General features: G+C 60.9%; 19 protein-coding genes. 7 read left to right on the top strand and 12 right to left on the bottom strand.

From position 1 onward, the window contains the following. The coding region (locus Q0L30_RS03530) for an AMP-binding protein (RefSeq protein ID WP_296651232.1) at positions 1 to 673 on the bottom strand (673 nt) is incomplete at its 3' end. Between the two features lie 643 nt (positions 674 to 1316). Between Q0L30_RS03530 and Q0L30_RS03525 the strand changes: the two genes are divergently transcribed. The 6 genes from Q0L30_RS03525 (at position 1317) to Q0L30_RS03500 (ending at position 9635) form a co-directional block, all read left to right on the top strand. Beyond that, entirely contained in the window at positions 1317 to 3347 is a 2031-nt protein-coding gene (locus Q0L30_RS03525; protein WP_296651230.1) for a sigma-54-dependent Fis family transcriptional regulator, read from the top strand. 440 nt (positions 3348 to 3787) lie between these two features. Next, positions 3788 to 5314: an aldehyde dehydrogenase family protein gene (locus Q0L30_RS03520; RefSeq protein WP_296651227.1), complete on the top strand. Its 1527-nt coding sequence runs from the start codon at positions 3788 to 3790 to the stop codon at positions 5312 to 5314. Positions 5315 to 5383: 69 nt separating this feature from the next. Then, on the top strand, positions 5384 to 7681 hold the full coding sequence (locus Q0L30_RS03515) for a TonB-dependent receptor (RefSeq protein WP_296651225.1): 2298 nt from the start codon (positions 5384 to 5386) through the stop codon (positions 7679 to 7681). A 19-nt stretch (positions 7682 to 7700) separates the two neighbouring features. Next, positions 7701 to 8417 carry an energy transducer TonB gene (locus Q0L30_RS03510; protein WP_296651223.1) on the top strand — a complete coding sequence of 239 codons (717 nt, stop codon included), beginning with the start codon at positions 7701 to 7703 and terminating at the stop codon, positions 8415 to 8417. A 46-nt stretch (positions 8418 to 8463) separates the two neighbouring features. Further along, complete coding sequence (locus Q0L30_RS03505) at positions 8464 to 9216, top strand: MotA/TolQ/ExbB proton channel family protein (protein WP_296651221.1); 753 nt, start codon at positions 8464 to 8466, stop codon at positions 9214 to 9216. Continuing rightward, entirely contained in the window at positions 9207 to 9635 is a 429-nt protein-coding gene (locus Q0L30_RS03500) for a biopolymer transporter ExbD (RefSeq protein ID WP_296651218.1), read from the top strand. The genes Q0L30_RS03505 and Q0L30_RS03500 overlap by 10 nt, the downstream gene beginning before the upstream one ends. 25 nt (positions 9636 to 9660) lie before the next feature. On the opposite strand, the gene Q0L30_RS03495 is transcribed toward Q0L30_RS03500, so the two are convergent. From Q0L30_RS03495 to Q0L30_RS03465, 7 genes are all read right to left on the bottom strand, one after another. Further along, positions 9661 to 10737 (bottom strand): porin, encoded by a 1077-nt coding sequence (locus Q0L30_RS03495; RefSeq protein WP_296651216.1) that lies wholly within the window; start codon positions 10735 to 10737, stop codon positions 9661 to 9663. 47 nt (positions 10738 to 10784) lie between these two features. After that, on the bottom strand, positions 10785 to 11906 hold the full coding sequence (locus Q0L30_RS03490) for a porin (protein ID WP_296651212.1): 1122 nt from the start codon (positions 11904 to 11906) through the stop codon (positions 10785 to 10787). A 187-nt stretch (positions 11907 to 12093) separates the two neighbouring features. After that, positions 12094 to 12408, bottom strand: a complete 315-nt coding sequence (locus tag Q0L30_RS03485) for a high-potential iron-sulfur protein (protein WP_296651209.1) — start codon at positions 12406 to 12408, stop codon at positions 12094 to 12096. Between the two features lie 57 nt (positions 12409 to 12465). Further along, positions 12466 to 13698 (bottom strand): c-type cytochrome, encoded by a 1233-nt coding sequence (locus Q0L30_RS03480; protein WP_296651205.1) that lies wholly within the window; start codon positions 13696 to 13698, stop codon positions 12466 to 12468. Between the two features lie 118 nt (positions 13699 to 13816). After that, on the bottom strand, positions 13817 to 15544 hold the full coding sequence (locus tag Q0L30_RS03475) for a PQQ-dependent dehydrogenase, methanol/ethanol family (RefSeq protein WP_296651202.1): 1728 nt from the start codon (positions 15542 to 15544) through the stop codon (positions 13817 to 13819). Positions 15545 to 16047: 503 nt separating this feature from the next. Further along, entirely contained in the window at positions 16048 to 16770 is a 723-nt protein-coding gene (locus Q0L30_RS03470) for an OmpW family outer membrane protein (protein ID WP_296651199.1), read from the bottom strand. A gap of 111 nt (positions 16771 to 16881) precedes the next feature. Next, complete coding sequence (locus Q0L30_RS03465; protein ID WP_296651193.1) at positions 16882 to 18516, bottom strand: AMP-binding protein; 1635 nt, start codon at positions 18514 to 18516, stop codon at positions 16882 to 16884. Between the two features lie 317 nt (positions 18517 to 18833). Between Q0L30_RS03465 and Q0L30_RS03460 the strand changes: the two genes are divergently transcribed. Further along, on the top strand, positions 18834 to 19931 hold the full coding sequence (locus Q0L30_RS03460) for an AraC family transcriptional regulator (protein ID WP_296651191.1): 1098 nt from the start codon (positions 18834 to 18836) through the stop codon (positions 19929 to 19931). Between the two features lie 94 nt (positions 19932 to 20025). On the opposite strand, the gene Q0L30_RS03455 is transcribed toward Q0L30_RS03460, so the two are convergent. From Q0L30_RS03455 to mdtN, 4 genes are read right to left on the bottom strand one after another with little or no spacing between them, the layout of a single operon-like run. Next, complete coding sequence (locus Q0L30_RS03455; RefSeq protein WP_296651188.1) at positions 20026 to 21501, bottom strand: MdtP family multidrug efflux transporter outer membrane subunit; 1476 nt, start codon at positions 21499 to 21501, stop codon at positions 20026 to 20028. Positions 21502 to 21506: 5 nt separating this feature from the next. Continuing rightward, a complete protein-coding gene (locus tag Q0L30_RS25740) occupies positions 21507 to 22061 on the bottom strand; it encodes a hypothetical protein (RefSeq protein WP_367277764.1) in 555 nt (184 codons plus the stop codon). 21 nt (positions 22062 to 22082) lie between these two features. Continuing rightward, on the bottom strand, positions 22083 to 23591 hold the full coding sequence (locus tag Q0L30_RS03450; protein WP_367277763.1) for an FUSC family protein: 1509 nt from the start codon (positions 23589 to 23591) through the stop codon (positions 22083 to 22085). A gap of 7 nt (positions 23592 to 23598) precedes the next feature. Then, the gene (gene mdtN / locus Q0L30_RS03445) at positions 23599 to 24654 is read right to left on the bottom strand and encodes a multidrug transporter subunit MdtN (protein ID WP_296651184.1); all 1056 of its coding nucleotides are present in this window, start codon (positions 24652 to 24654) and stop codon (positions 23599 to 23601) included. Positions 24655 to 24666 lie beyond the last annotated feature (12 nt).

The raw sequence follows: 24666 nt of genomic DNA, 5'->3' as shown, positions 1-24666 counted from the left end.
CGATCACGCTGTGCACCGCTTCGCAGCCGCCCATCGCGAGCGCTTCGTCAGCGATGTTCTTCAGCGGCAGCGCCTTGCCGCCGCGCATCTGCTCGTCGGCGGTGATGAGCGCGACCGCGCCCACGTCGACTACGCGCTCGTTGAGCGACTTCGACGAGAAACCGCCGAACACCACCGAATGCGTCGCACCGATGCGTGCGCACGCCTGCATCGCGACGACGCCTTCAACCGACATCGGCATATAGATCACGACGCGGTCGCCCTTCTTCACGCCGCGCTTTTTCAGCGCGTTCGCAAAGCGCGAGACGCGTGCGAGCAGATCGCGATAGGTAACACGAGTGACGGTGCCGTCGTCGGCTTCGAAGATGATCGCGACACGCTCGCCCAGGCCCGCTTCGACGTGACGGTCGAGGCTGTTGTACGAAGCGTTGAGCTCACCGTCCTCGAACCACGTGTAGAACGGCGCGTTCGATTCGTCGAGCACCTTCGAGAACGGCTTGTGCCAGCTCAGGGTCTCGCGCGCCAGGCGCGCCCAGAAGCCCTCGTAATCGCGCTCGGCTTCCGCGCACAGTGCGTTGTAAGCATCCATGCCGGAAACCGTCGCATTCGCCACCATTTGCGCGGATGGTGCGAAAACGCGGTGTTCCTGAAGAACTGATTCAATCGTAGACATCTTCTCTCCCTGTCTCCTTCACTGCATATTCCGACCGGTTCGCGGCCTGAACATGGTGAAATTGTTTAGAAAAATCTCCATTGATTCTGCGGCTTGAAGTAACCCAAATAATCGACAGCACGAACCGTGCCAAAGCCTGAAAGCGCCTGATTTCAAGCGAGATGAGCGAAGACGCGCTCCCCCACTGCCCTAATACGACGCACCCTGATCATTTTCTGGACAGTTGCACGCCCTACCCGTGGTTTCGCCAGCCGTTGCTCCGCCATACAACCGCTCGAAAACGATTCTTTGGCGCGAGTCCGGCCGAATCGCACGTTGGCCCTCTCGTTGCATTCGACACATTTCCAGGCGCCTGACTGAGCTGACGACGCTGTTATTCGCTGGTCTGGATGAACTTAATTTTCTGATTTTCGGTTTCGACGATGTCGCGCCCGGCATTTCGCGGCGAGCCGCAATTGATTTGATTTGATCTGTTTTGTATTGCGCGCGGACGGCCGCCATGACTGCATGGCTCGTTCATCGGCGCCCTGCTCGCCACCCACTCCGGCAAATCGCGTATGCCGCGTGCTTGTTTGGCCCGGTACTTGCTTTATGGATTGCAAACAGCCCGGCCAACGACCGGCTACATTCCCCGGAGGAGACAATGCGCGAAGACGTTCATCAGGCGGCGGCAGGCAGCACGCCGGCTAACTGGCCACCAGCGGAAATCCAGAAGGCCCACGAGCGATCCGAGACATTCGGCCTGCGGGTAGCCACGCGACCCGACTACGACGTCCTGTCGAGCGCGGCGCTCGAACTCAAGCGCGAGCAGAACCACGTGTTGTGCATGCAAGCAATGCCGGTGATGGAGACGCTGCACGAGCAGATCGCCAACACGCACAGCATGATCGTGCTCACCGACGCACAAGGCCTGATCCTGCACTCGATCGGCGACGACGACTTTCTTCCCCGCGCCGCGAAGGTCGCACTGCTGGCCGGTGCGAACTGGGCTGAAGACCAGCAGGGCACCAACGCGATCGGTACGGCGCTCGCCGAATTGCGCCCGATGGTCGTCCACGGCGATCAGCACTACCTCGCCGCGAATCACTTCATGACCTGTTCGAGCGTGCCGATCTTCGACCCGCACGGCGATGTGGCCGGCGTGCTCGACGTAACCGGCGACCACCGCAGTTATCACCAGCACACGATGGCGCTCGCCAGGATGTCCGTGCAGATGATCGAGAACCATCTGTTTACGGCGACCTTTCGGGAAGCACTGCGCGTGTCGTTCCATGGACGGCCCGAGTTCCTCGGTACGTTGATGGAGGGGATCGTCGCGTTCACGGCCGATGGCCGGTTCCTGTCCGCGAACCGCAGTGCGCAGTTCCAGCTCGGCATGCCGCTGGCCGCGTTGCGCGCCCACACGTTGCCGTCGCTGTTCGACGTGACGTGCGCGCAACTGATCGAACGCATGCGGACCAGCGCCGACCAGCATCTGATGCTGAACCTCGGCAATAGCGCGGTGGTGTGTGCACGCGTGCAGTTCCGGCGCGCCACGCAAATGCCCAGCAGCCGCCCGCCCGAGGTTCACGACGCGTCGAATCCGTCCGCACGCGCGACCGGCGCTCAGGCCTCGGGCGTGGCGGCGGGATTATCGCGGCTCAAATATCTCGATACCGGGGACCCGCAGGTTGCGTCGGTGATCACCAAGGTGCGCAAGGTCATCGACAAGGACATCCCGATCTTGATCACCGGCGAAACCGGCACGGGCAAGGAACTGCTCGCGCAGGCCATCCATAACGATTCGTCGCGGCGTGACGGACCGTTCACGGCAGTCAATTGCGCGTCGATCCCGGAATCGCTGATCGAATCCGAACTGTTCGGCTATGAAGAAGGCGCGTTCACCGGCGCGCGGCGCAAAGGAGCCATCGGCAAATTGCTGCAGGCCGACGGCGGCACGCTCTTCCTCGACGAAATCGGCGACATGCCGCATTCGCTGCAGGCGCGGCTGCTGCGCGTGCTGCAGGAGCGGGTCGTCAATCCGCTCGGCTCGACGAAGGCCATTCCCGTGAACCTCTCGATCATCTGCGCGACGCACCGCGATTTGCGCGACATGATCGCGCAGAACCGTTTCCGCGAGGATCTCTATTACCGGCTCAACGGCCTCACGGTGCGGCTGCCACCCCTGCGCGACCGTACCGACCTCGCCATCGTCGTCCAGAAGATGCTGCAGCACGAGTCACACGGAAACGCACACGAGAACGCGCACCAGCCGCCGCTGAGCATCGAGCCCGAGGTGATGGCGCTATTCGAAAGCTGTGGCTGGCCGGGCAATTTCCGGCAGCTTTGCAACCTGCTGCGCACGGCCGCGGCCATGGTCGACGAAGATGGTGTCATCCGGCGCGAACATCTGCCCGACGATTTCTTCGACAACGTCAGTGGCCGCAATCCTTCGGCGCAGTGCGACACGCCGCTTACGTCTGTTACGCCGCTTTCACCGCTGACGTCTGTTACGCCGCCCGATGCGGATGCCCTGGCCGCGGCTAACACACGCTTGCAGGACGTCGCAACGGCCGCGATCGCCTCCGCGCTGACTCACCATGGCGGTAACGTATCCGCGGCGGCGCGCGCGCTCGGCGTATCGCGCACCACCATCTACCGGCGAATGCCGTCGGTCGAGCCGACCGATCACTGACGCATCGATCACCGGCCAGCCACTGCGCGCATCTGTCACACGTGGCGCTCTAATTCACAACAGGTGTTCAATAAATGAACATCTGTTGTGGTCGATATATCCCTCTCTCGTATGTGGGCTTCCCCCATTTCGCGGCGATGCAGCTGGAGACGGCCGGCGAATGGAATTTCGAAGCGGCATCGCTTTTGATAATAGGCATTCAGGCCACGCGATCTAAATCAGCGATCCGAAATATAAACCTGTCCGTAATTGCGCCATAACTGTCCAGCCAGATGCACCACCTGAACCGAAATGCAACAGGTGCCTGCTGATCGATCACGATCTGGATTCGCAGATAACGCTGCCGGATCGGTGTTCTTTAATCATGGTACGCATATTGCTTGAGATGCCTGCGCGGCACTCACGTTGTTCTACTCCAAACAATGAACCGGAGATACCAATTGAATCCCTTCGATCTGAAACAGCTTGGCATCGATATCGAATACCCCTATCGCAACCGGTACGAGAACTACATCGGCGGCAAATGGGTCGCACCGATCAGCCAGGAATATTTCGAGAACATCTCGCCGATCAACGGCCGCGTGTTCTGTGAGATCCCGCGCTCGAACGCGGCCGATGTCGACGCCGCTCTCGATGCCGCTCACGCCGCCCGCCGCAAGTGGGGCAAGACGTCGGTCGCCAATCGCGCGAACCTGCTGCTCGCAGCCGCCGACAAGATGGAACAGAACCTGAAGCTTCTGGCCGTGGCGGAGACCATCGACAATGGCAAGCCGCTGCGCGAGACGATGGCAGCCGACCTGCCGCTCGCCGTCGATCACTTCCGCTACTTCGCGGGCTGCATCCGCGCGCAGGAAGGCGGCATTTCGGAAATCGACGACAACACCGTCGCGTACCACTTCCACGAGCCGCTCGGCGTGGTCGGCCAGATCATCCCCTGGAATTTCCCGCTGCTGATGGCAGCCTGGAAACTCGCGCCCGCACTGGCGGCAGGTTGTTGCGTCGTGATGAAGCCCGCCGAGCAGACGCCGGCATCGATTCTGGTCCTGATGGAATTGATCGGCGATCTGTTCCCGCCGGGCGTGATCAATATCGTCAACGGTTTCGGCAAGGAAGCGGGCGAAGCACTGGCCACCAGCACGCGTATCGCCAAGATCGCGTTCACGGGTTCGACGCCGGTCGGCAAGCGCATTCTGCGCGCGGCAGCCGATAGCCTGATTCCCTCGACCGTCGAACTGGGCGGCAAGAGCCCGAACATCTTCTTCGCCGATGTGCTCGACCATGACGACGCGTACCTCGACAAGGCACTGGAAGGCCTTGCGATGTTCGCACTGAATCAGGGTGAAGTCTGCACCTGCCCGTCGCGTATCCTGATTCAGGAATCGATCTACGAGCAATTCATCGAACGCGCGGTGGCACGCGTCGAACGCATCAAGGCCGGCAATCCGCTCGACATGCAGACGATGATCGGTGCGCAGGCATCGAAGCAACAGCTCGACAAGATCCTGTCGTATATCGACATCGGCCGCAATGAAGGCGCGCAATGCCTGACCGGCGGCGCACGTGCCACGCCCGCATCCGATCTGGACGCAGGCTTCTATGTCAAGCCGACGATGCTGCTCGGCAACAACAAGATGCGTGTGTTCCAGGAGGAAATCTTCGGCCCGGTCGCATCGGTGATGACGTTCAAGAACGAAGAAGAAGCCATCGAAATCGCGAACGACACCTACTTCGGACTGGGTGCAGGCGTCTGGTCGCGCGACGGCTCCCGCGCGTATCGCATGGGCCGCGAGATCGAAGCTGGACGCGTGTGGACCAATTGCTATCACCTGTATCCGGCGCACGCGGCGTTCGGCGGCTACAAGCAATCCGGCATCGGGCGCGAGACGCACAAGATGGCGTTGTCGAACTATCAGCAAACGAAGTGTCTGCTGGTGAGTTACGAGGCCGACGCACTCGGTTTCTTCTGATTCCGATGGTCCGGTAACACGATGGCCCCGTGGGGGCCATCGTTCACTCCCGTTGTGCCCATAAAAATCATGCGCCTGTTCCAGAGCCATCCTGTCCGGCTGCACATCGGGCGCCGCGTGGGCCTCATGCTGACCTTCGGCACGACGCTTGCAGGCGTCCCGCACCTCGTCCAGGCACAGAGCACACCGCCTGGCACGGTTGGCGACGACGCGGCCGCAAAGCAACTCGCCCCCATCGTCGTGGTCGGCACGACGCCGCTGCTCGGCATCGGCACGCCGCTCACGCAGGTCCCCGCGAACGTGCAAACGGTACGCGCGCGCGACATCGAACAGCAACACCGCGCAACACTTTCCGACTACTTCGAGAAGAACCTCCAGAGCGTCGATATCAACGAGGCTCAGGGCAACGCGTGGCAAACCGACGTCAACTATCGCGGCTTCACGGCCTCGCCGCTGCTCGGCACGCCACAAGGGCTTTCGGTGTTCCTCGACGGGGTGCGCGTGAACGAACCATTCGGCGACGTGGTCAACTGGGATCTGATTCCGCTCGCCGCCATCGACACGATTCAACTGATTCCCGGCTCGAACCCGACCTACGGTTTCAACACGCTGGGCGGCGCGCTCGCCTTGGCGACGAAGAATGGCCGCAATCATCCCGGGGGCAGCGCCGAAATCAGCGGCGGTTCGTGGGGAAGAAAAACCGCGCAAGTCGAACAGGGCGGCACGATTGGCTCGAACCTCGACTACTACGTGACCGGCAACGTCGCGAACGATAACGGCTGGGCCGACCACAATGCGAGCAAGGTGCGCCAGGGCTTCGGCAAACTGCGTTACACGGACGCCGATACGACGCTCTCGCTCTCGGCGGGTGGCGCCGACAACCATCTCCAGGGCTCGCAGACGATCCCGCGCTCGTTCCTCGACAATCCGCGTCAGGCCTACACCTACCCGGACCAGAACCGGAACAGCGCCGCATGGGTCACGCTCTCGGGCGATCATTACTTCAACGACAACGTCGAATTGAGCGGCAATATCTACTATCGCCACTACGACAACAGAAATACCAGCAGCAACAACAACAACGATTTCGATCCGACCGATCCCAACTCGCCGGAAGGCACCAACGCGCTTTCCGACGTGACAACCGACAGCTACGGTTCGAGCCTGCAATTGACGCTGCTCGGCAAGCTGCTCGGCATGAAAAACGATCTGGTGTTCGGCGCCAGCGCCGACCTCGCGAATTCGCAATATCTGCAATCCGTACAGGACGCCACTTTCACCGCAACCCGCGCGGCAGTCGGCGTCGGCGACTTTCAGTTGCAGACCAACGCGAAGACGCATAGCGCCAACTACGGTTTCTACTTCAGCGACACGCTTTCACTCACGCAGCAACTCTCGGCCACGGTATCGGGCCGCTACGACTGGGCGCGCGCCGACATCGGCGACGAAAGCGGCCGGCAGCCCGCGCTCGATGGACGTCACACGTTCTCGCGCTTCAACCCCGCCGTGGGTCTGAACTGGAATCCTTCGACAGCGCTCACTGCGTACGTGACCTACAACGAAGGAATGCGCTCGCCCACGGTGATCGAGCTCGCCTGCGCGGACCCGAATGCGCCTTGCTCGCTGCCGAACGACTTCCTCGCCGATCCGGATCTGCGCCCCGTGATCGCAAAGACGTTCGAGATCGGCGCACGCGGGCGGATCGGCTCGGTCACCACATGGAATGCGGCGGCCTGGCGTACGACGCTCTCCGACGACATTCAATTCATCAGCAGCGGCGCAAGCAGTCAGGGTTACTTCCAGAATGTCGGCAAAACGCGCCGCCAGGGCTTCGAAGCGGGTGCACGCACGCGCATCGGGCCGGTTGGCATCGGCGCGAACTATAGCTATGTCGACGCAACGTATCAGTCGACTTTCGTCTCGAGCAGCCGGAACAATTCGAGCGCCGATGCGAACGGCAACATCGTTGTGCGACCCGGCGACCGTATTCCGGGCATCCCGGCCAATTCAGTGAAGCTGAGGCTCGATTACACGCCGGTTTCGCAGGTCAATTTCGGTGCGAATCTCACGTGGCGCGGCAGCATCTTTGCGCGCGGCGACGAAAACAACCAGGATGCGAATGGCAAAATCGCCAGCTATTTCCTGATCGATCTCGACGCGACCTGGAACGTGACGAAGCAGTTGCAGATCTTCGCAACCGTGACGAACCTGCTCAACAGGCAATACGCGAGTTTTGGCGTCCTGGGAGAAAACTTCTTCAACGGGCCGGGCCACTCGTTCGATCCGGCGAATCCCGTGAGCGAACAGTTCGTCGGCGTGGGCGCACCGCGCGGCGCGTGGGCGGGGCTGCGCTATGCCTGGAAGTAATGCCGCGCAAAGCGTGTCGATGAAATACCCGGCGCATGACGTCGTCGTGGTGTTCGCCGCCGTCCTCGCACTCCATGCCGCACTCGCGTTGTGGCTGATGCGCGCGCAAACGGTGCGCGTGGTGCCGCTCGAAGCACCGCGCACAATCGTTGCACGCCTGCTGACTGCGCCGCCCACCGTCGCTGCGACGGCGCCGCAGCGCTCGATCGTACCGGCACGCGCACCGGCAATCGCACCCAACCACCCGCAGCCGCAGCCGCGGCCACAGCCACACCCGTTGCCGAAAGCAACCCGGAATAGCGCCGCGCCGTTGCAACCGCAACCGGCGCAGCGCATCGAAACAACACCGCAGCGCGAAGCGGATATTGCGCCGCCACCGTCAACCGCGCCGACCACGTCGAAACCGGCCACGCCGCCAGCAGCACGACCGGATTCGCCGCCGCAGGAAGTACGCGCCCCGAAACCGGTTTCGCATATCGATTGCAGCATCACGCAACCCGACTACCCCGAAGCGGCGCGCCGACGCGGCGAAACCGGCACGGCGCTGGTGCGCTTTGTCGTGGACACGGATGGGCACATTCAACACGCGCAATTAAAGCGCAGCAGCGGCTCACCGCGCCTCGACGAAGCCGCGCTTGGGGCGTTGCAGGGCAGCACATGTCACCCGTATCTCGAAGCGGGCGTGCCCATAGCGGTAACGTTCGAGCAGCCCTTCACATTCGGGCTCGAGAACTGATCCGATAGAAAGAACCCGCCGCAGCGGCGGTCACGGAGAACGCGTTATGCAACATTACGGACTTGAAAACGTCTGGTCGCAAGGCGATATCGTCTCGCGCTCGATCCTCATCGTGCTGTTTACGATGTCGGTGCTCTCCTGGGTCGTGATCGTCGTGAAGCTCGCGCGCATCGTCCGGCTCGCACGCTACGTCGATCGTGCCGTTACGCCGTTCTGGCATGCGGGTTCATTCGAAGCCGGTGTACAAGGCCTGGACATCGCCGGAATGCCTCCGCAGCACAATCCGTTACTTGCCCTCGCACACGCGGGCAAGACCGCCGCGGCTCATCATCGCGATGCCAATCCGCAGATACACCTGCGCATCGACGCCTCGGAGTGGATCACACGCTGCCTCAAAGACACGCTCGACGAGTGGATCGCACGCTTGCAAGGCGGTCTTGCGATGCTCGCCTCGATCGGCAGCACCGCGCCGTTCGTCGGCCTCTTCGGCACCGTCTGGGGGATTTATCACGCCCTCGTCGCCATCGGCGCGAGCGGGACGGCCTCGATCGACCATGTAGCCGGTCCGGTCGGCGAGTCGCTGATCATGACCGCATTCGGGCTCTTCGTCGCAATCCCGGCCGTGCTCGGCTATAACGCGCTGACACGCGCCAATCGCGCCGTCGTACGCAAGCTCAACCGCTTCGCGCACGACTTGCATGCCTACCTCGTGGCGGACATGCGGCCTGCCTCGCGTGGCGCTACGGTGGCGCGCACGCAGCGCGTCGACGACAACAACGGAGCACTCGAATGGCAATGAACGCACCTTTCGGCGACGACGCCAACGACGATGCACTGATGAACGAGATCAACATGACGCCGCTCGTCGACGTCATGCTCGTACTGTTGATCGTGTTTATGGTGACGATACCCGCGCTGCAGCATGCGCTGAAGATCGACTTGCCGCGCGTCGTCAGTCAACCCGAGGCCACGACGGCGCAGCATGTGGACGTGGGCATCGCGGCGGATGGATCGATCTTCTGGAATGGCACGCGTATCGAAAGCGGCGCGCTTTCCGCGCGACTGAGTGCGGCAGCCGCGGCGAACCCGCGTTCCGAGCTGCGCCTTCATGCGGACCGTGCCGTGCGCTATGAGCGTGTCGCGGACGTGATGGCTCAAGCGCAAGCGGCAGGAATGACGCAAATCGGTTTTGTGACCGATCCACAGGGACGGCCGTGAGCCGTCCCATTTGCACGCAATCCGGCTAGAACCGGTTGATCATGCCGATCTGCACGCCGCGCACCGGCGCGCCCGGCCAGGTGGGTGGCAGACCCGTAACGTTCACGCCGCGCATTGTAAACGTCGCCTTATTGCGGTTACGCAACCAGCCGGCGCTGGCATAGAACTGCAAGCGCTTCGACAGACTGTAATCGCACATCGCGCTGAACTGGTCGGCGTTGTTTGCTTTACCCGAACGGTCACGCACGTACGCATAGCCGAGCGAAGCATCGAAAACAGGCGTGAATGCATAGCGCAGCGACACCGCAAAGCCGTCGTTGTGAAAGGCGGGTTTACCGGCTCCTGCGTCGTTGAACCAGTCCGCAAACAAAGTCGCCTTTTTCACTTCGTATGAAGCACCGGCGATATTCGTGCGCAGCGCGCCGCTGCCGTGCGTCTGCTGGTGCGCGTAGGCGAGCAGAACCGGACCGTGCCGATAGGTGACGGTTTCGATATTACCCGCGAGTCCATTGCCGTCGTTATCGCTGCTTTCCCGCAGCGACGCCATCACCGTCGCGTTAAAACCCGCGATCGTCGGCGACAGGTAGGTAATGGCGTCGCTCAGATAAGGCGTGATCTTCGAGAAATTGTTCAGCCCCGATGCGATCGTCCCGGCGCCGAACGCGTCGATCGTGCCCTTGAACGGGATATAAATCGGCGAGTACTGTCGACCGACACGCACCTGGCCCCATCCGCCGCCCGCGCCAATCCAGGCCTGGCGGCTGAACAGCGTGCCTGGCGTCGTGAGCGTCCCATCCGTCGTACTAAAGCCGCTCTCGAGCGCGAACAGAATACTCGTGCCCTCGAAGACCGGCTCGCTGCCGCGCAGCCCGATGCGCGATCCGCGGTAGGCGCCCGAATCCATTCGGGACACCCACCCGCCGCCCGGATTGGTGGTCTCGATACTCGTATCCATCAGGCCGTAAAGCGTGACCGATGCCTGCGCTCGCGCAGAGGGCGCCGATGCGAGCAATACGCCCAGCGCGCCGAACGCACAGATACGTTGCGGCACGCTGGTACGGATACCAGCGTGCCGCGAACCACGATGCCAATACTTCCCCATCAAGGCTCCTCTCCCCCGGGTGCTTCGTTTTTCTATTCAGATGCCGATCAGAAGTGATGCATGATGCCGACGTTCGCAAGGACCGTCTTCGCACCCGCCGCAGTGCCGCCGGCTACGATGGACGTTTTGAGTCCCTCGAGCGGATCGGCTGTTCCGACTACGCCGGCGTCGACATAGGCGACCTGCGCATACAACGTGGTGCGTTTCGACAAGGCGTAATTGTCGCTCAACACCAGCGATCGCGTGGTGCTTCTGTGCGCGCCGCTATAGGTGTTGTAATAGCCGGCCAGCGTCAGCGTATTGGCGAAATTCCACCGGTAATCGATGCCGGGGCTGATGGAGCGCACGTTCGAGATGTCCGGTCCAAAGATCGAACGATCGATCACGCCGAGATAGTTGAGCTTGCCAGTAAGCGGACCGTACGACATCGCCACACCGAAATTCCACAGGCGGCTGACGTTTTCCCCCGTCACGCTGTCGGCAATCGACTGATAGGCCGCCGACGCGGTAAACGGGCCGGTATAAGTCGCGCCCAACGACAGTTCGCTGCCGTTCTTGAGGCTGCCGGGCACGCCGCCGAACGACCATGCGCCGCCCACCCAGACCGGGCCCAACGTATTCGAATACTGCACGGCGTTGCCGATGAACACGCCAACGTCGTTGCTGGGATTGGTGCCCGCGCCTTCCGCGTTGCCCGGCGCAGGCAACTGGTTGTATGCCCACGTATAAAGGTTCGACAGGTTCTCTGCAAAACCTCTCGGCTCGGTCGTAATGGCGGCCAGCAGTGACGGGCTATACATCCGTCCGAGTGTGACCGTGCCCCAGTTGGTGCTGAGTCCGACATTGGCCTGGCGCCGGAATATCTCCGACGTGAATCCAGGACCGCTGGTCATCGTGCCGTTATTGCTGCTGAAATGCCCTTCGAGATTGAAGATGGTCTTCATGCCGCCACCGAGGTCCTCAACGCCTCTAAAACCCCAGATGCTCGGGGCGATGCCGCCGGTTGCGAGTTGAACCTGACTGCCCGATCCCGTTGCCGCACGGTTCTGATACAGCACACCGGCATCGATCGTACCGTACAGGGTCACCGACGATTGCGCCGACGCCACACCCGACGCTCCACCCAGCACCACCACCAAGAAGGTCTTTCGAAAATGTCGCTTTTTCATTGTGTCTCTAGTTATTTGATTTATTTCGGTTCACTTCGCTTGACTTCCCACCATCCCCTCCAGTCAGGATGTGGGATCGCACATTTCAGGATCTCCGATACGCGCCTCCTCGAACACGTTGATTGTTATATTGATTGACAATGTCAAATATCAGCGAGCTACAGTCGATATCCGCAGCGGCATTCGATCAGACGCGCTTCGCGTAGACGTTGCACCAGCCTTCGGCGGACACGTTCTTGCCGGGAAACATCGGGCAAGCCCCCGATGCATCGTTCGACGCCCCCTTAAAGAAGCGGCAGTTCGCACACTTCAGGCCGGCCTGGTATTTGGGGGCGTGAGCGGCATCGACCGTGCCTGCCTGGGCGTGGTAACCCAGTCCCTTGGCCGTCGCGTCGTTTTCGTCGACGAGCGGCGTATCCGCTTTCGCACCTTGCGCAATGGCGAGCGACGCGCATACGCCGATCGATTGAATCATGAACACACGTCTTGCTTTCGAAATCATTTTCGTAATCCTCAATAAACAGATTTGAAATTCAGTCCCTGGACGGCCAATCTTCAGTTACTTGCGCGGCCCGGCGTTGAGCGGTGCCGAGGAGACATTTGCGATGTCTGCCGTCAGGTGCCCCTTACCGGCGTCGTAGCCGTTCTGGTGGAGCAGGAACGCCAGCAGGTCGGCATAATCCTCGTCCTTCAACTGGCCTGGATGATCGGCGGGCATGTTGTTGGACATGTACTGGAAAATACCGCTGACCGTGATATGGGAATGCTCGGCCGGAGCGAATGCCGGGCCGCTCAACGCGGGCCCAACGTTACCCTCCAGATTGTCGCCGTGGCATTTCGCGCAGGAACTGGTATAAAGCGCCTTTCCATGCGCCACCTGCTCGTTGTCGAACGACGGCACCCCGGCGGTGGCCGTACTGTCCGCCACCTTGATAAAGCCGCCGCCAAAGGGTGAGCCGGAAGAAGCCGTATAGACCGCGAGGCGTATTCCACCGGATGCAGGCCGCGCATGGACCGGCCGGCTGACTGCCGCCGCCCGCATGTTGTCCGGCAGCGCCCAGTCACGCGTGAGTCTGGCCAGTGCGCCGCTCTCGCGCAATTTCGTCAGCGCCGCATCGATGCGTTGCCGCAGGTCGTCGCCGCCCGCGTTGAGCGCGAACACGAGGGTCCAGTCCGAATACTCCGACGTCACCGGTGTCACGTCGAAGCGCTGTTGCGGATGCGCGTGCTCATAAGCCACGACCGCCGGATACCAGACGATGGCGCGTTGAGCACGCTTCGTCGCAACCGCGTTGACGGTTTGCTCCGAGGTATTCTCCAGATCGTAGTGTGCATATCGCTGCTGGACTGCGATCAGCTGGGACGGACTGGAATAAGTTGCGGCAATTGTTTCATGTTCCGGCGTCGCGGCGCCCGCGCCGTGCGGCGCAATGCTCACATAGCCGGAGTGCAGATAGGGTTGCGAGTACAACATGGATGTTCCGTGCTGGTCGGCGTTCGACGACACCGGGAACCCGGCGACCACGTCGCAATCGTGCGCCAGCGATTTCGCGAGTTCATGCGCCGAAACGCCATCGTCGTCGCCGTCCTTGATGCCCTTTTCGCCGATCGTTGCTGCGATGCCCGCAACACGAAACACTTCGCGCGCCACGGACGTGTCCAGCGCTGTCGTGGGGTTGCCAGGAAACATGCAAACCCGAACGGTCCGCGCGGAGGCAATTGACGGCATGCTTGCCGCCCCTGCAGCGATCAGGGTGGCAAGAATCAGGGAGGTCGATCGAATATTCTTCATGATGCGTTCCGATTGAGGCAGGCAAGCCGTGCCCTGCGTGCAGCAGGGCACGGATCAAACAAGACCAAAAACTTTACTAAACGTACTAAACGTCACTCAACGTGACCAGGCGCCGGGATCAGTTCTGGCCGAGCGCGAACACGTACAGCGTGCCGCCGCGCGGAACGTCCTTGGCAACGTCGGCCATCGGACCACCCCAGATCGGATTGGCGCCGCCGTAGCCGGCCACCACCGCGACATATTCCTTGCCGTCGACTGCGAACACCGAAGGCTGCGCGATGACGCCGCTTGCGAGTTGCGGGCTCGTCCAGAGGATCTTGCCGGTTGCGGTATCGAACGCGTACAGGTGACCGTCGAGCGAACCGCTGAACGACAGACCACTCGACGTCGTCGCTACGCCGCCATTCCAGGGCATCTTGGTCCAGTGGCTCCAGAGCTTCTTGCCCGTATTCACGTCGATGGCCTGCAGTTCGCCGAAGCCTTCGCTACCCGGTTCAGGCTTGATCTCGAAGCCTTCGCCCAGATACGGCAGCCCTTCCATGTAGCTGACCCGTTTGCCGGACAAGCTCATGCAGGCATGCAGGGTCGGCACCACGGCGATATGGCGAACCGGGTCGTACGACATCGACCACCAGTTCTTGCCACCGAGAAAGCTCGGGCAGGTGTCGATCGTCGTACCCGCCTTCGGATACTTGCTTGCGTCCGCAATCGGGCGGCCATCGTCGGTGTAGCCGGTGACCGAGGTCGCCTTGACGAACGGCTTGGCGTAAATCAGCTTGCCGGTGTCGCGATCGAGGGCAATGAAAAAGCCGTTGCGGTCGGCGTGGATGATCGCGTTGTGATCCTTACCTTCATAGTTGATTTTGGCGAGGATCGGCGTGTTCACACCGTCGTAGTCCCACGTGTCGTTCTGCGTGTACTGGTAATGCCACTTCAGATCGCCGTTCGCCGGATTGAGCGCGAGCAGCGAATCCGAATACAGGTTGTCGCCCGGGCGCAGTGCCGCCAGCCACGGGCCGGGGTTGCCCACGCCCCAATACAACGTCTTCGATTTCGAGTCGTACGTACCCGTCAGCCACGCGGCGCCGCCGCCGTGCTCCTGCATGCCGTCGGGCCACGTTTCGCTGCCCTTCTCGCCCTGGCCCGGGATCGTGTACCGCTTCCACTGGATCGAACCATCCTTCGGGCTCAGCGCCGCGATATAGCCGCGAATCCCGTACTCGCCACCCGACGTGCCCACGAGAATCGAATCGTTCAGCGCGAGCGGCGCGAGCGAGAACGCGTAGCCGAGGCCGGGATCGAACATCTGCTTCTTCCACACCAGATCGCCGGTTTTCGCGTCGAGCGCAGCCACTTCGCCGCTCAGCATCGCGATATAGACGTTCTTGCCGTACAGCGCGACACCGCGATTGACCACGTCACAGCAGGCCGTCTTGAACGACTCCGCGCCCAGCTTCGGTTCGTAGTTCCAGAGCTTTTCGCCGGTTTTCGCGTCGAATGCGTAGACGTTGTTCTTCGGCGTGGTGAGGAACAGATAATTGCCGTTGACGATCGGCGTCGCTTCGAAGCCCTGCTTCAATGCCTCGGGAAACTTATAGGACCACGCCGCCTTGAGATCGCCCACGTTTGCCGCGGTGATCTGATTGAGGGAGGAGTGCGATTGACCGTTGTACGTGCGGTAGTAGGTCAACCAGCCCGGATCGCTCTGCGCGTTTTCCAGCCGTTCGAAGGTCACGTCCTTATAGTCGGAAGCGGCCTGGGCCATGCCGCCGGCCAGCATTGCGACCGCAGCGATTCCCATAGCCAGCTTCGTCATTCGGTGTGCGTAAACAGCACGTTTTCTCATTTTCGTCTCCAGATTTTGGATTGGCGCGACAGGCAGATAAACCGGACACCCAGGTAGGCACCGATTCAACTGACATCGTTAAAGCACACTCCGTGCCAGAATGCCGCACGTCATACTGGTCAAGCTATCTGAAGATTTTTCGACCGTCACGTCAGGGTTTGCCCGAGCGCCTCACATGACTGCATCTGTCGCATTTCGTCACACCCCGCCGTATCACGTGTCACCAAACAGGACACCGCTGCACGGAGCAGCCGCACGCCGCCGGTCGCTGAGTACTCCGCGAGATGCAGTGGGCGGCGATCTGATTGCCGATGTTGAACGCCGGATCACGGCCATCGGCTGGATGAGGCGGAAATGACGAGCGGCGACCATCAGAACGATGGTCGCCGCGCGCATTGATCGCCGGGAGTCAGCACTTCCCGCCGGGATCACTAATGAGGATGCGTGCGGTAAAACATCAGCCTTACCGCCCACGGATGGTCTATTGATCGGTTGTTCAGCCCTCAGAACCGATAATTTACGGAGACAAGCGTTACCAAAGGATCAAGCGTGATCTTCGCTACGCTTTTAACTGTCGCTCCATTCGGGATCCGGGTGGTCAGATTGGCCTTGGTCGAAAACGGAAGATAAGAGATCGAAAAGGCGGCCGACCAGTGTTTGTCGAATTGGTACGCAATACCTCCGTTGAACACGGGGGACCATTCACTATCGACATGCGCGCTGGTTGGCAGTCCCGCTGTTGCACCGCGGGTCAATTGCGTACTCAGTGCCCGCTGAAAAGCGCCCGACACGTGAGCATTGGTGAACCAGATGTAGCTGACGCCGAGGCCCAGCCAGGGGCGCCATCTCCCCTCAGGCTGCAGAAAATAGTACTTCAGCAACAGCGCCGGACTCCATTGCCGAACATCTCCGAGTGGGTTAATCGATGGCGATGCAAGGACTCCCGTCCCTGAAAATTTGAATTTAGGCGGAATCCCCGCTACCGTTTCAAGCGCAATGCTATCGGTAAAGAAATGCGTGAATGTGATTCCCAGCGTGTCGGCATTGTCGACATCCGCTCCGGTATTGGCAATTGATTGACCGCCGACGACCAGCGGGTCGCTTGACGTCTGCGGGGCAATTCTCAACCAACCTGCGCCGATTACATTACTCCCGGCTGTCTGCGCATGTGCGTTCACACTTGCGAATAAAACCGTTGCCGAAATCACAAGATTGCGAAATTTCATTGCTCGTTGTCTCCGTCTTTATTTTAGAAAACCATGATTGATCCGATTCCGGTGCGAGCTTTCACCGGAGTGCGCTTTTCCTTATTCCGTGGCGGACCGCGCGGGCGCCCGTCACGAGACTTCGTGCATCGCCCGGCGAAGAATTTTCCCGACCGCAGTTTTCGGAAGTTCGTCGACAAACCGGATGATTTTCGGCACCTTGTAAGCGGCTAATCTGGAACGGCAGTGGGCGATCAGCGTCTCCTCATCCACGCCCTCCTCTTTGGCCTGGACGACGAACAGCTTTACCGCCTCACCGGTTTTTTCGTCCGGCACGCCGACGCACGCACACTCCCTGACACCGGGAAGCGCCGTGACAACCGCTTCCACTTCGTTCGGGTAGACGTTGAAACCGGAGACGATGACCATGTCCTTCTTGCGATCCACAATCGCCAGAAAGCCCTTTTCGTTAAAGACACCGATATCGCCCGTGCGGAAGTAGCCATCCGGCGTGAAGGCCTGCTTATTCGCCTCCGGCGCGTTCCAGTAGCCGCGCATCACCTGAGGCCCTCTTACGCAGATTTCACCGGCTGTCCCGATACCGGCTTCGCAGCCGTTCTCATCGAGCAGCATGACATCGGTGGAAGGAACCGGCAGCCCCGCGGTGCCGCCGAAATCGTTGATGGACTGCGGATTGAACGAAACGATGGGCGAGGTTTCCGAAAGGCCATAGCCTTCCCGAATGAAATTTCCCGTCGCCTTTTTCCACTGCGCCGACACCGCCTCGAACATCGCGGACCCGCCGCCGCCGGACAATCGAAGACGCGACCAGTCCACCTCTTTCAGGCGCGGGTGATTGACGAGCCCCGCGTAAAGCGTGTTGACGCCAAAGAAGACGGTTGGCCTCGCGGCTTCAAGAATATCGATGAGCGTATCGATCTTCCGTGGATTGGCCACGAGCCAGTTTTCCGCGCCGATCACGAAATACGACAAGAAGTTCGCCATGAAGGCGAAGACGTGATACATCGGAAGCGCTGTGACCACAACCTCCACACCCGGTCTTTGCGCGTCCGGCAGAAAAGCACGGAACTGCAGAATATTCGCAACCAGATTGCGATGCGACAGCGCGGCGCCTTTCGATAATCCCGTCGTACCCCCCGTGTATTGCAGCAAAAGCAGATCGTCACCGTTCGGCCAGACTGGCTCGTAGACGCGTTGCTTGCCTTCAGCGAGAGCCGTCATGAACGTGATCACTTTGCCGCGCAACGCCGGATGTCCGGCGCACGGATCCGACGCTTCGCCTGGCTCATCGGGCATCACCGAAATGACGGTGTGAATCCGCGTGCGGTCGATGACGTCCGCTAGTGTTCGCATCGACTCACTGCAGGTGACGATCACATCGACGCCCGCGTCGTTGAGCTGGTGCTCAAGCTCCGGCGCCGTATAAAGCGGATTGACATTAACCTGAATGGCGCCGATTTTCGTGGCGGCGATAAAGGTGACGGGAAATTCCACTACGTTGGGCAGCATCACCGCCACGCGATCGCCTTTGCGAACGCCGGCGGCCTTCTGCAGATAGGCCGCTAGAGAAGCGGACAAAAGATCGACGTCTGCATAGGATAAGGTGCGATCTCCGGATCGAAACGCAGGTTTGTCGGCGAATCCGGTCATCGCCTCATTCAGCATCACATTCAGCGAGTGGAAACCATCGGGGTCAATGTCTGAAGGGATCGATCCATAGGAATCGATCCAGTGTCTCTTAGTCATTTAGTATCCGAAAAATGCAAGTACGAACACGGCACTCGCGTGCAGGCATTACCCGCATTCGACCTCGGCCGCACACAGGCAATGGCGCGTCCAGTGCCGCGTGTATGGACGGTTGTTCTCAGCGACTATGGCGTGCGATACAAACTTTGGAAATGACGGAGACGGCCATTAAAATTGGCCACAAGCGGAGTACACGACGTTGTCGGTTTGTCGTAATCTCGGCACTCGCCAAATAGACAGTACCGGAGAGATTTTTGCTCTGCCCCCAAGACGCTTGCGTTGAACAAGCGAATCGAACCGTTCTCCCGGCTTGAGTCATGAAAGAAGATTGCGCACCGGATCCGGTCGGGCCAAGCCGCCCCAATAGCAGAGCATCCAGTCCTGTTCAGCGCGCCACGCTAGGCGAAAAGCGTTTCTCGCCCTCAAAGCTTGTGGCCCTGATCGAGGTTACGTCCGGCGCGGGACTCGATCCGCACGACGTCCTGTGCGGCACCGGGCTTGATCCTGCCGCGATCGCCAATCCCTTTACGCTCACGTCGACACAGCAGTTTCTGACTGCAGCACGTAACGCCATTCATCAATACCCCGGTTCCGATCTTGGGATACGGGTGGGCGGGATGCTGCACGCCTCCAGTTACGGCATGTTCGGGTATGCGGCGCTGTGTGCAGAAACGATGGCTCATGCGTTCGATTCGGCGGTCAAATTTCACCGGCTCGCAAACGGTGTCATCGGTATTGGGTGGGACAAGCAGGGCGACACCGCGTCCTGGCACTTCCCGGCTTATGAAGAGGTTGTCCTTCCGGAGCCCGGCACGCAGTTGTATGACTTCTTGATCGACATGCAGTTTGCGTTACACGTCACGGTCATCAAGGACGTCATGGGAGCATGGTGCGTGCCGGTACAAGCGCAATTCACGCGCGAGCAGCCTGCACACGTATCACTGCTTGCCGAAACGCTTGGATGCCGGGTGGCATTCGGCCAGCCCATGAATGTGCTGAGCTATCCGGCGGCATGGTTGCAGCGCGCTCCACAACTTGCCCATCCGATTACTGCCGCGCAGGTCTCGCGGCAATGTGCACAACTTCTCGAAGATCTTCGTAGCCGGTCAGAGATTACGGAGCGCGTCTATCACGAACTTACGCGTACGCCGGGACGATTTCCGGAACTCGATACGCTTGCCGAAGCGTTGTGCATGACCACGCGTACGCTGCGTCGCAAACTGGAAGCCGCAGGAACGGCCTACAGCGAATTGCTGACGAGCGTGCGCAGGGCACTCGCAATCGACTACCTGACGACGACGACACTCGGCATCGACGACATCGCTTCCGCGTTGGGATTCAGCGATGCAGTGAGTTTCCGGCACGCCTTCAAGCGCTGGACTAAAAGAAACCCGACGGACTTTAGAAGAAAGTAGATCGAGTGCTTTGTCCCGGTTGCATTCAGCTTCGCTGTGCGTGATTGGGCCGCGTACGGCGAGCGCAAATCACGGCAATCATCGCAGCGCTGCTCTAGCGTGGATTCAGGGAAACCGGAACATCTTCCCGATAGCCGCCGCCCAATGCCTTGGTTAGCGCAATATCCTGGCCGATTCGTTGTCCATCGATGTCGAGCAAAGCAATCCGCTCGGTAATCACCGCCTGCTGCGCTTCGACTGAAGACAGCTGGCTCCCCAGCCCGCGCCGGTAATGAGCATCGGCGCTTTGCTGCGCAAACGTCACCGCCTGAATCTTCTGCGTTTGCAGCTCCGCTTCAGTATCGAGATCCTGCAGTCGGCTGCCGCTCATCGCAACGTCGCGCACGGCATTCAACACCGCCTGGTTGTATTGCAGTATCAGCAGGTTGCTCGCCGTGCGCGCGCCACTGAGATTGGCGTTGAGCCGGCCACCGTCGAAAATCGGCAGATACAGGCCAGGAACCAGATTGATTTGCTGGCTTGCATGTGTGAACAGATCGCTCAGATGCAGCGCATTGACACCGAAGAATGCCTTGATGTCGAAAGCTGGATAGAACGCGGCCTTTGCAGCATCGATCTTGTCAAACGACGCCTCGACATACCAGCGCATCGCCTGCAGATCGGGGCGTCTCGCCAGCAGCTCGTATGAGAGCGTCGTCGGTAATGCGGACGGCGGCGTCGGTAGCGGCACGGGCCTGATTTCGCCCAGATTATCGGAGCTTGCCCCAATCAGCGCACGCAACGATTCGCGCATTTGCCTGATGCGCCCTTGGGCAGCCACGATTTGTCGCTGCGTCGCGAGCTTGTGTGCGCGTGCAATCTCGGCTGCCGTTTGCGGCTCGAGCCCGCGAGCCGCACGCGCAGTGTGCGCATTCAGGGAGAAGTCCGCCACATCCTGCAACTGCTCCAGCAAGGCGATGAGCGCCCAGGTGGTCTGAATGCCATAGTAAAGCTGCGCGACGTCCGATGAGATTTCCAGTTCGACCGCCGACGTCTCGACCCGCCGGGCATTCTGCACTCCCAGCGCTGCCGCTACCTGCGCGCGCTGCTTGCCCCAGATATCGACATCAAGACTCGCACCGAGACCGACGATGCCTTCCGTGTACCAGGGCCCCGTCGCCCCCAATACCGGCTGGTTGCCGGAATACGCACCCAGGAAGCCGTTACTCGACACGCGTTCGCGGTCCACCGCCGCAAGCGCGCTCACCTGCAAACTGCTTCCCGCTCTCGCAAGGTCGACACCGGATCTGGCCTGCGATACGCGCGTTCGCGCAATCGCCATGGTCGGCGAATCGGAGAGCGCACGCTCGACAAGCGCGTCGAGCTGCGGATCGTCATAACGGGTCCACCAGCGAGCCGACGGCCAGTCTTCGTGCGCCAGATGGATGTCGTCCGCCACCCGGAGATGTTCGGAATCCAGCGTCGGGAGCGGTTTGCTGTCGTGGCGAATCAACGCACATGCGGACATACCGCTCAGCAGTACAGCTACGGCGGCTACGCGCAGCGCCGAATGTGAGAATCTAGTCGACAAAACCGTCATGCTTGAGAAGCTCGCGAGGTGAATGCAGCGTTGGCTTGCTCAGGCTTCCAGGCCGGCAGGCCGGAGATTTGATCGGCCAGATTCCGGGCCGTGGCCAGCAAGGGCTCGTAGGTGGTTTGCTGTGCGTCGGCGGTCTGCCTCTTCAGGTCGGACCAGCAGCGTTGTGCCAAAACGTTCGGCGGCGCACGGACAGCCAGCGGGTGCTCGGACAACTCGCGCGCGTAACCGTCGAGCAACGCAGCAAGCCCGGTCTGAAACGTCGTGACTTCTGCTTCAGTCCCGGCCGGCAATTTCAGCGACCGTCGCTGTGCGCCGAACGCATCGGTTGCCAGCAGGATTTCGCGGATCCGTGCAAGCAGCGCCTGCATACGCAAGGTAAATCCCTCCGGCTGGCCTTCGGCCATCTGCCAGCCCGGTTCCAGCGCCACGCGCGCGGCCATCGACTCGGAATCGCCGAGTTCGCTCCAGAAACCGGCAGGCACCGGTCCACTCATGCCCGAGCGAAGTTGCTCGCCGATCCGGCGCAGCAACCGCGCCGCACGCTGACGCAACGCCTCGCCCTCAGCCTCGGGCTACAAACACGCGTGCACGACCGTCGATACGGCAACGCCGAGCAAGATGCCTAGCATCCGGTCGCGGATCTCGGTGAGATTCGTGGTCGGGCCGAATTGCTCCAGCAGTGCCAGCGCAAACGTGAACATGATCTGGATGCCCGCGTAGCTGATGCGCTCCGAGCCAGCGGACACCCAAGCGCCCAGTGCGATGACCGGCAATGCCATCAATAACAGCCCGACTATTCCGTCGAGATGCGGCACCACCCACACGACCGTCGCGAGCGCCAGTGCGCTGCCGACTGCGGCGCCACCGATCCGGAGCACCGCACGCTGCATCGTCGCGCCAAGGCTTGGTTGAGCGACGATAAGACAGCTCAGCATCATCGTGTGAATGCCCTGCCAATCGGTTGCGATATAGAAGACATAGCTGAACAGGGCCGCCATCAGTGTCTTCAGCGCGAACTGCATATAGACCGGGTTGGTGAGAGCATCGGGCACCAGCAGTTTTTCCTTCTCTGCAGGCGATTCAACCGCGGACGGAGCAGCCGATCGATCCGAGAATTCCAGCAGTGCGTCACGCATTTCCGCCAGCGCACCAGGCAATCCGTCTGCCGTCGAATTGACGAGCGAGCCAGGCGCAACAAATGGCATTCCCGTCTTGATCGACTCGCTCAACCTGCGGCAGGCTTCACGCATCGCGAGCACTGCATCGTCAGCCATCCCCGCGCCCGGGTCCGGCAGGTTGCTGCTCGCGGCGTACAGGCGCGAAACCGTCGCGATTCTCGCCAGATGGAGCGTCTGGTTCGCGCGATACGCCGCATCTCGCATCGTCGCGAAACGAAGCAGTTTCTGGAGTGTCAGTACGCCCGCCTGAATTTCGCGCGCGCCGCGCCCACGTGCAGCCGTTGTGCGTTGTTCGACGCTCGCCAATCTCTCATCGACTGCGCCCAGCTGCGCGGACATGGCGGCTTCGAGTTGGTGGACCGGCTCGGCGGGCAGGAACAGCGTGTTAATCACGAGTGTCAGCGCGATCGCATAGTTGACCGCAACCCATACCCACAACACCGCACGCACCAGCAGCTCGGCCTGGTCGGTCTGATCGACGAAGGTTTGCGTATAGATGACGACAATGCCGATGATGAAGAACACGATGCCGATCTTCGCCACGCGCATCATGTAGACGCTGAAAAAGAACAGTGTCCCCGCCAGCAGAATTCTCGCCAGTGGATAGTCGTAGGTGAGCTTGAACACCAGAATTGCCGAGCCAACCGCGACCGTCGATCCGACAACAAACAGAATGCCGACCAGGCGGGTCAGCACGACATTCGACTGCGTGACATAAAACACGACAATCAGCGACAGCGCCAGAAGCGGCACACCGAGCGACATCGATATAACGATGACGAGCGCGCTGGCCAGAACGCAGCGCAGCGTCACGTTCATTCGTCCCGGGTACGGACGGAGTTCGCCACCAACGAACTGAACGAAGCGTTTGAAGCTATTCAACGAGGAATCCCCGGCGTTCATGCCCTTCTCACCGTGACGCGTCGTGCGCGGAATCGTCTCGACGCAGCGTCGCGACGGCCGACGTGCCGACCCGGAACAATTCGGGGTCCGGGCTCAGCACTGCGATCTTCACCGGGAAACGCTGCGAAACGTGCACCCAGTTGATGCTGCGCTGTACGCGTGGCAAACCCTCCAGTACCACGCCGCCATCGTCGGGCAGCACACCGTAGCTGATTGAATCGACCGTGCCTTCGAAGCGCTTTCCGGTGTCGCTCATCAGATAAACGGTAGCAGGCGTCCCCGCACGAATATTCTTCAGATCCGTCTCGCGGAAATTCGCCATCACGTACCAATGGCGCGTATCGATCAGCGTGAAAATGGGCTTGAGTGCCGAAGCGAACTGGCCGACCGTCGTGCGCAACGCCGCAACCCGTCCATCGAATGGCGCACGCACTTCGGTGAACTCGAGATTCAACTCCGCGATAGAAATGGCCGCCTCGATTTCGGCGCGTTGTGCAACCAGCGCATCCACGCCGCTCACGGCTGCTGCAGCCTGCTGAGCCTGCAGCATCGCCGCGTTCAGTTCGGCTTGTGCCGATCGTTGCGCGGTGCGGGCGCGATCGACCTCTTCCGCCGAGGTGTAGCCCTGCGCCAGAAGCGGCTCCATACGATGCAGCGTATCCGTTGCCTGATTGGCCATCGCGCGCGAGCGCCCTACCGCGGCCTTCACGGATTGCGCGTTATATTGCTGCGCATTCACCGTACGCTGCGTGAGCGCGATCTGTCTGTCGAGCGTCGCGAGTCGTGCGCGCGCCTGATTGAGCGCTTCCTGGTACGGTCGCGGATCGATGCGGAACAGCAGATCGCCCCGCTTGACCGCCTGGTTGTCGCGTACCGGCATCTCGACGATGCGTCCGCTCACCTCCGGCACCACGTTGATCGTATCGGCATAGACATAGGCGTCATCGGTACTGGGTGCGTGATCGACACGCCACAGCACGACACCCAGCAGCACGAGCGCGGCGACAACGATGACTAACGCGGGAAGGGACTTTTTGCGCGAGGCGCCAGAAGCGTCGGACATGAACGGTAATCA

Origin of the sequence: Paraburkholderia sp., from assembly GCF_024281035.1 — a bacterium.
Classification (GTDB): Bacteria; Pseudomonadota; Gammaproteobacteria; order Burkholderiales; family Burkholderiaceae; genus Paraburkholderia.
Note: the sequence above shows the minus strand (reverse complement) of the source record. Positions and strands in the feature narration are given on the sequence as shown.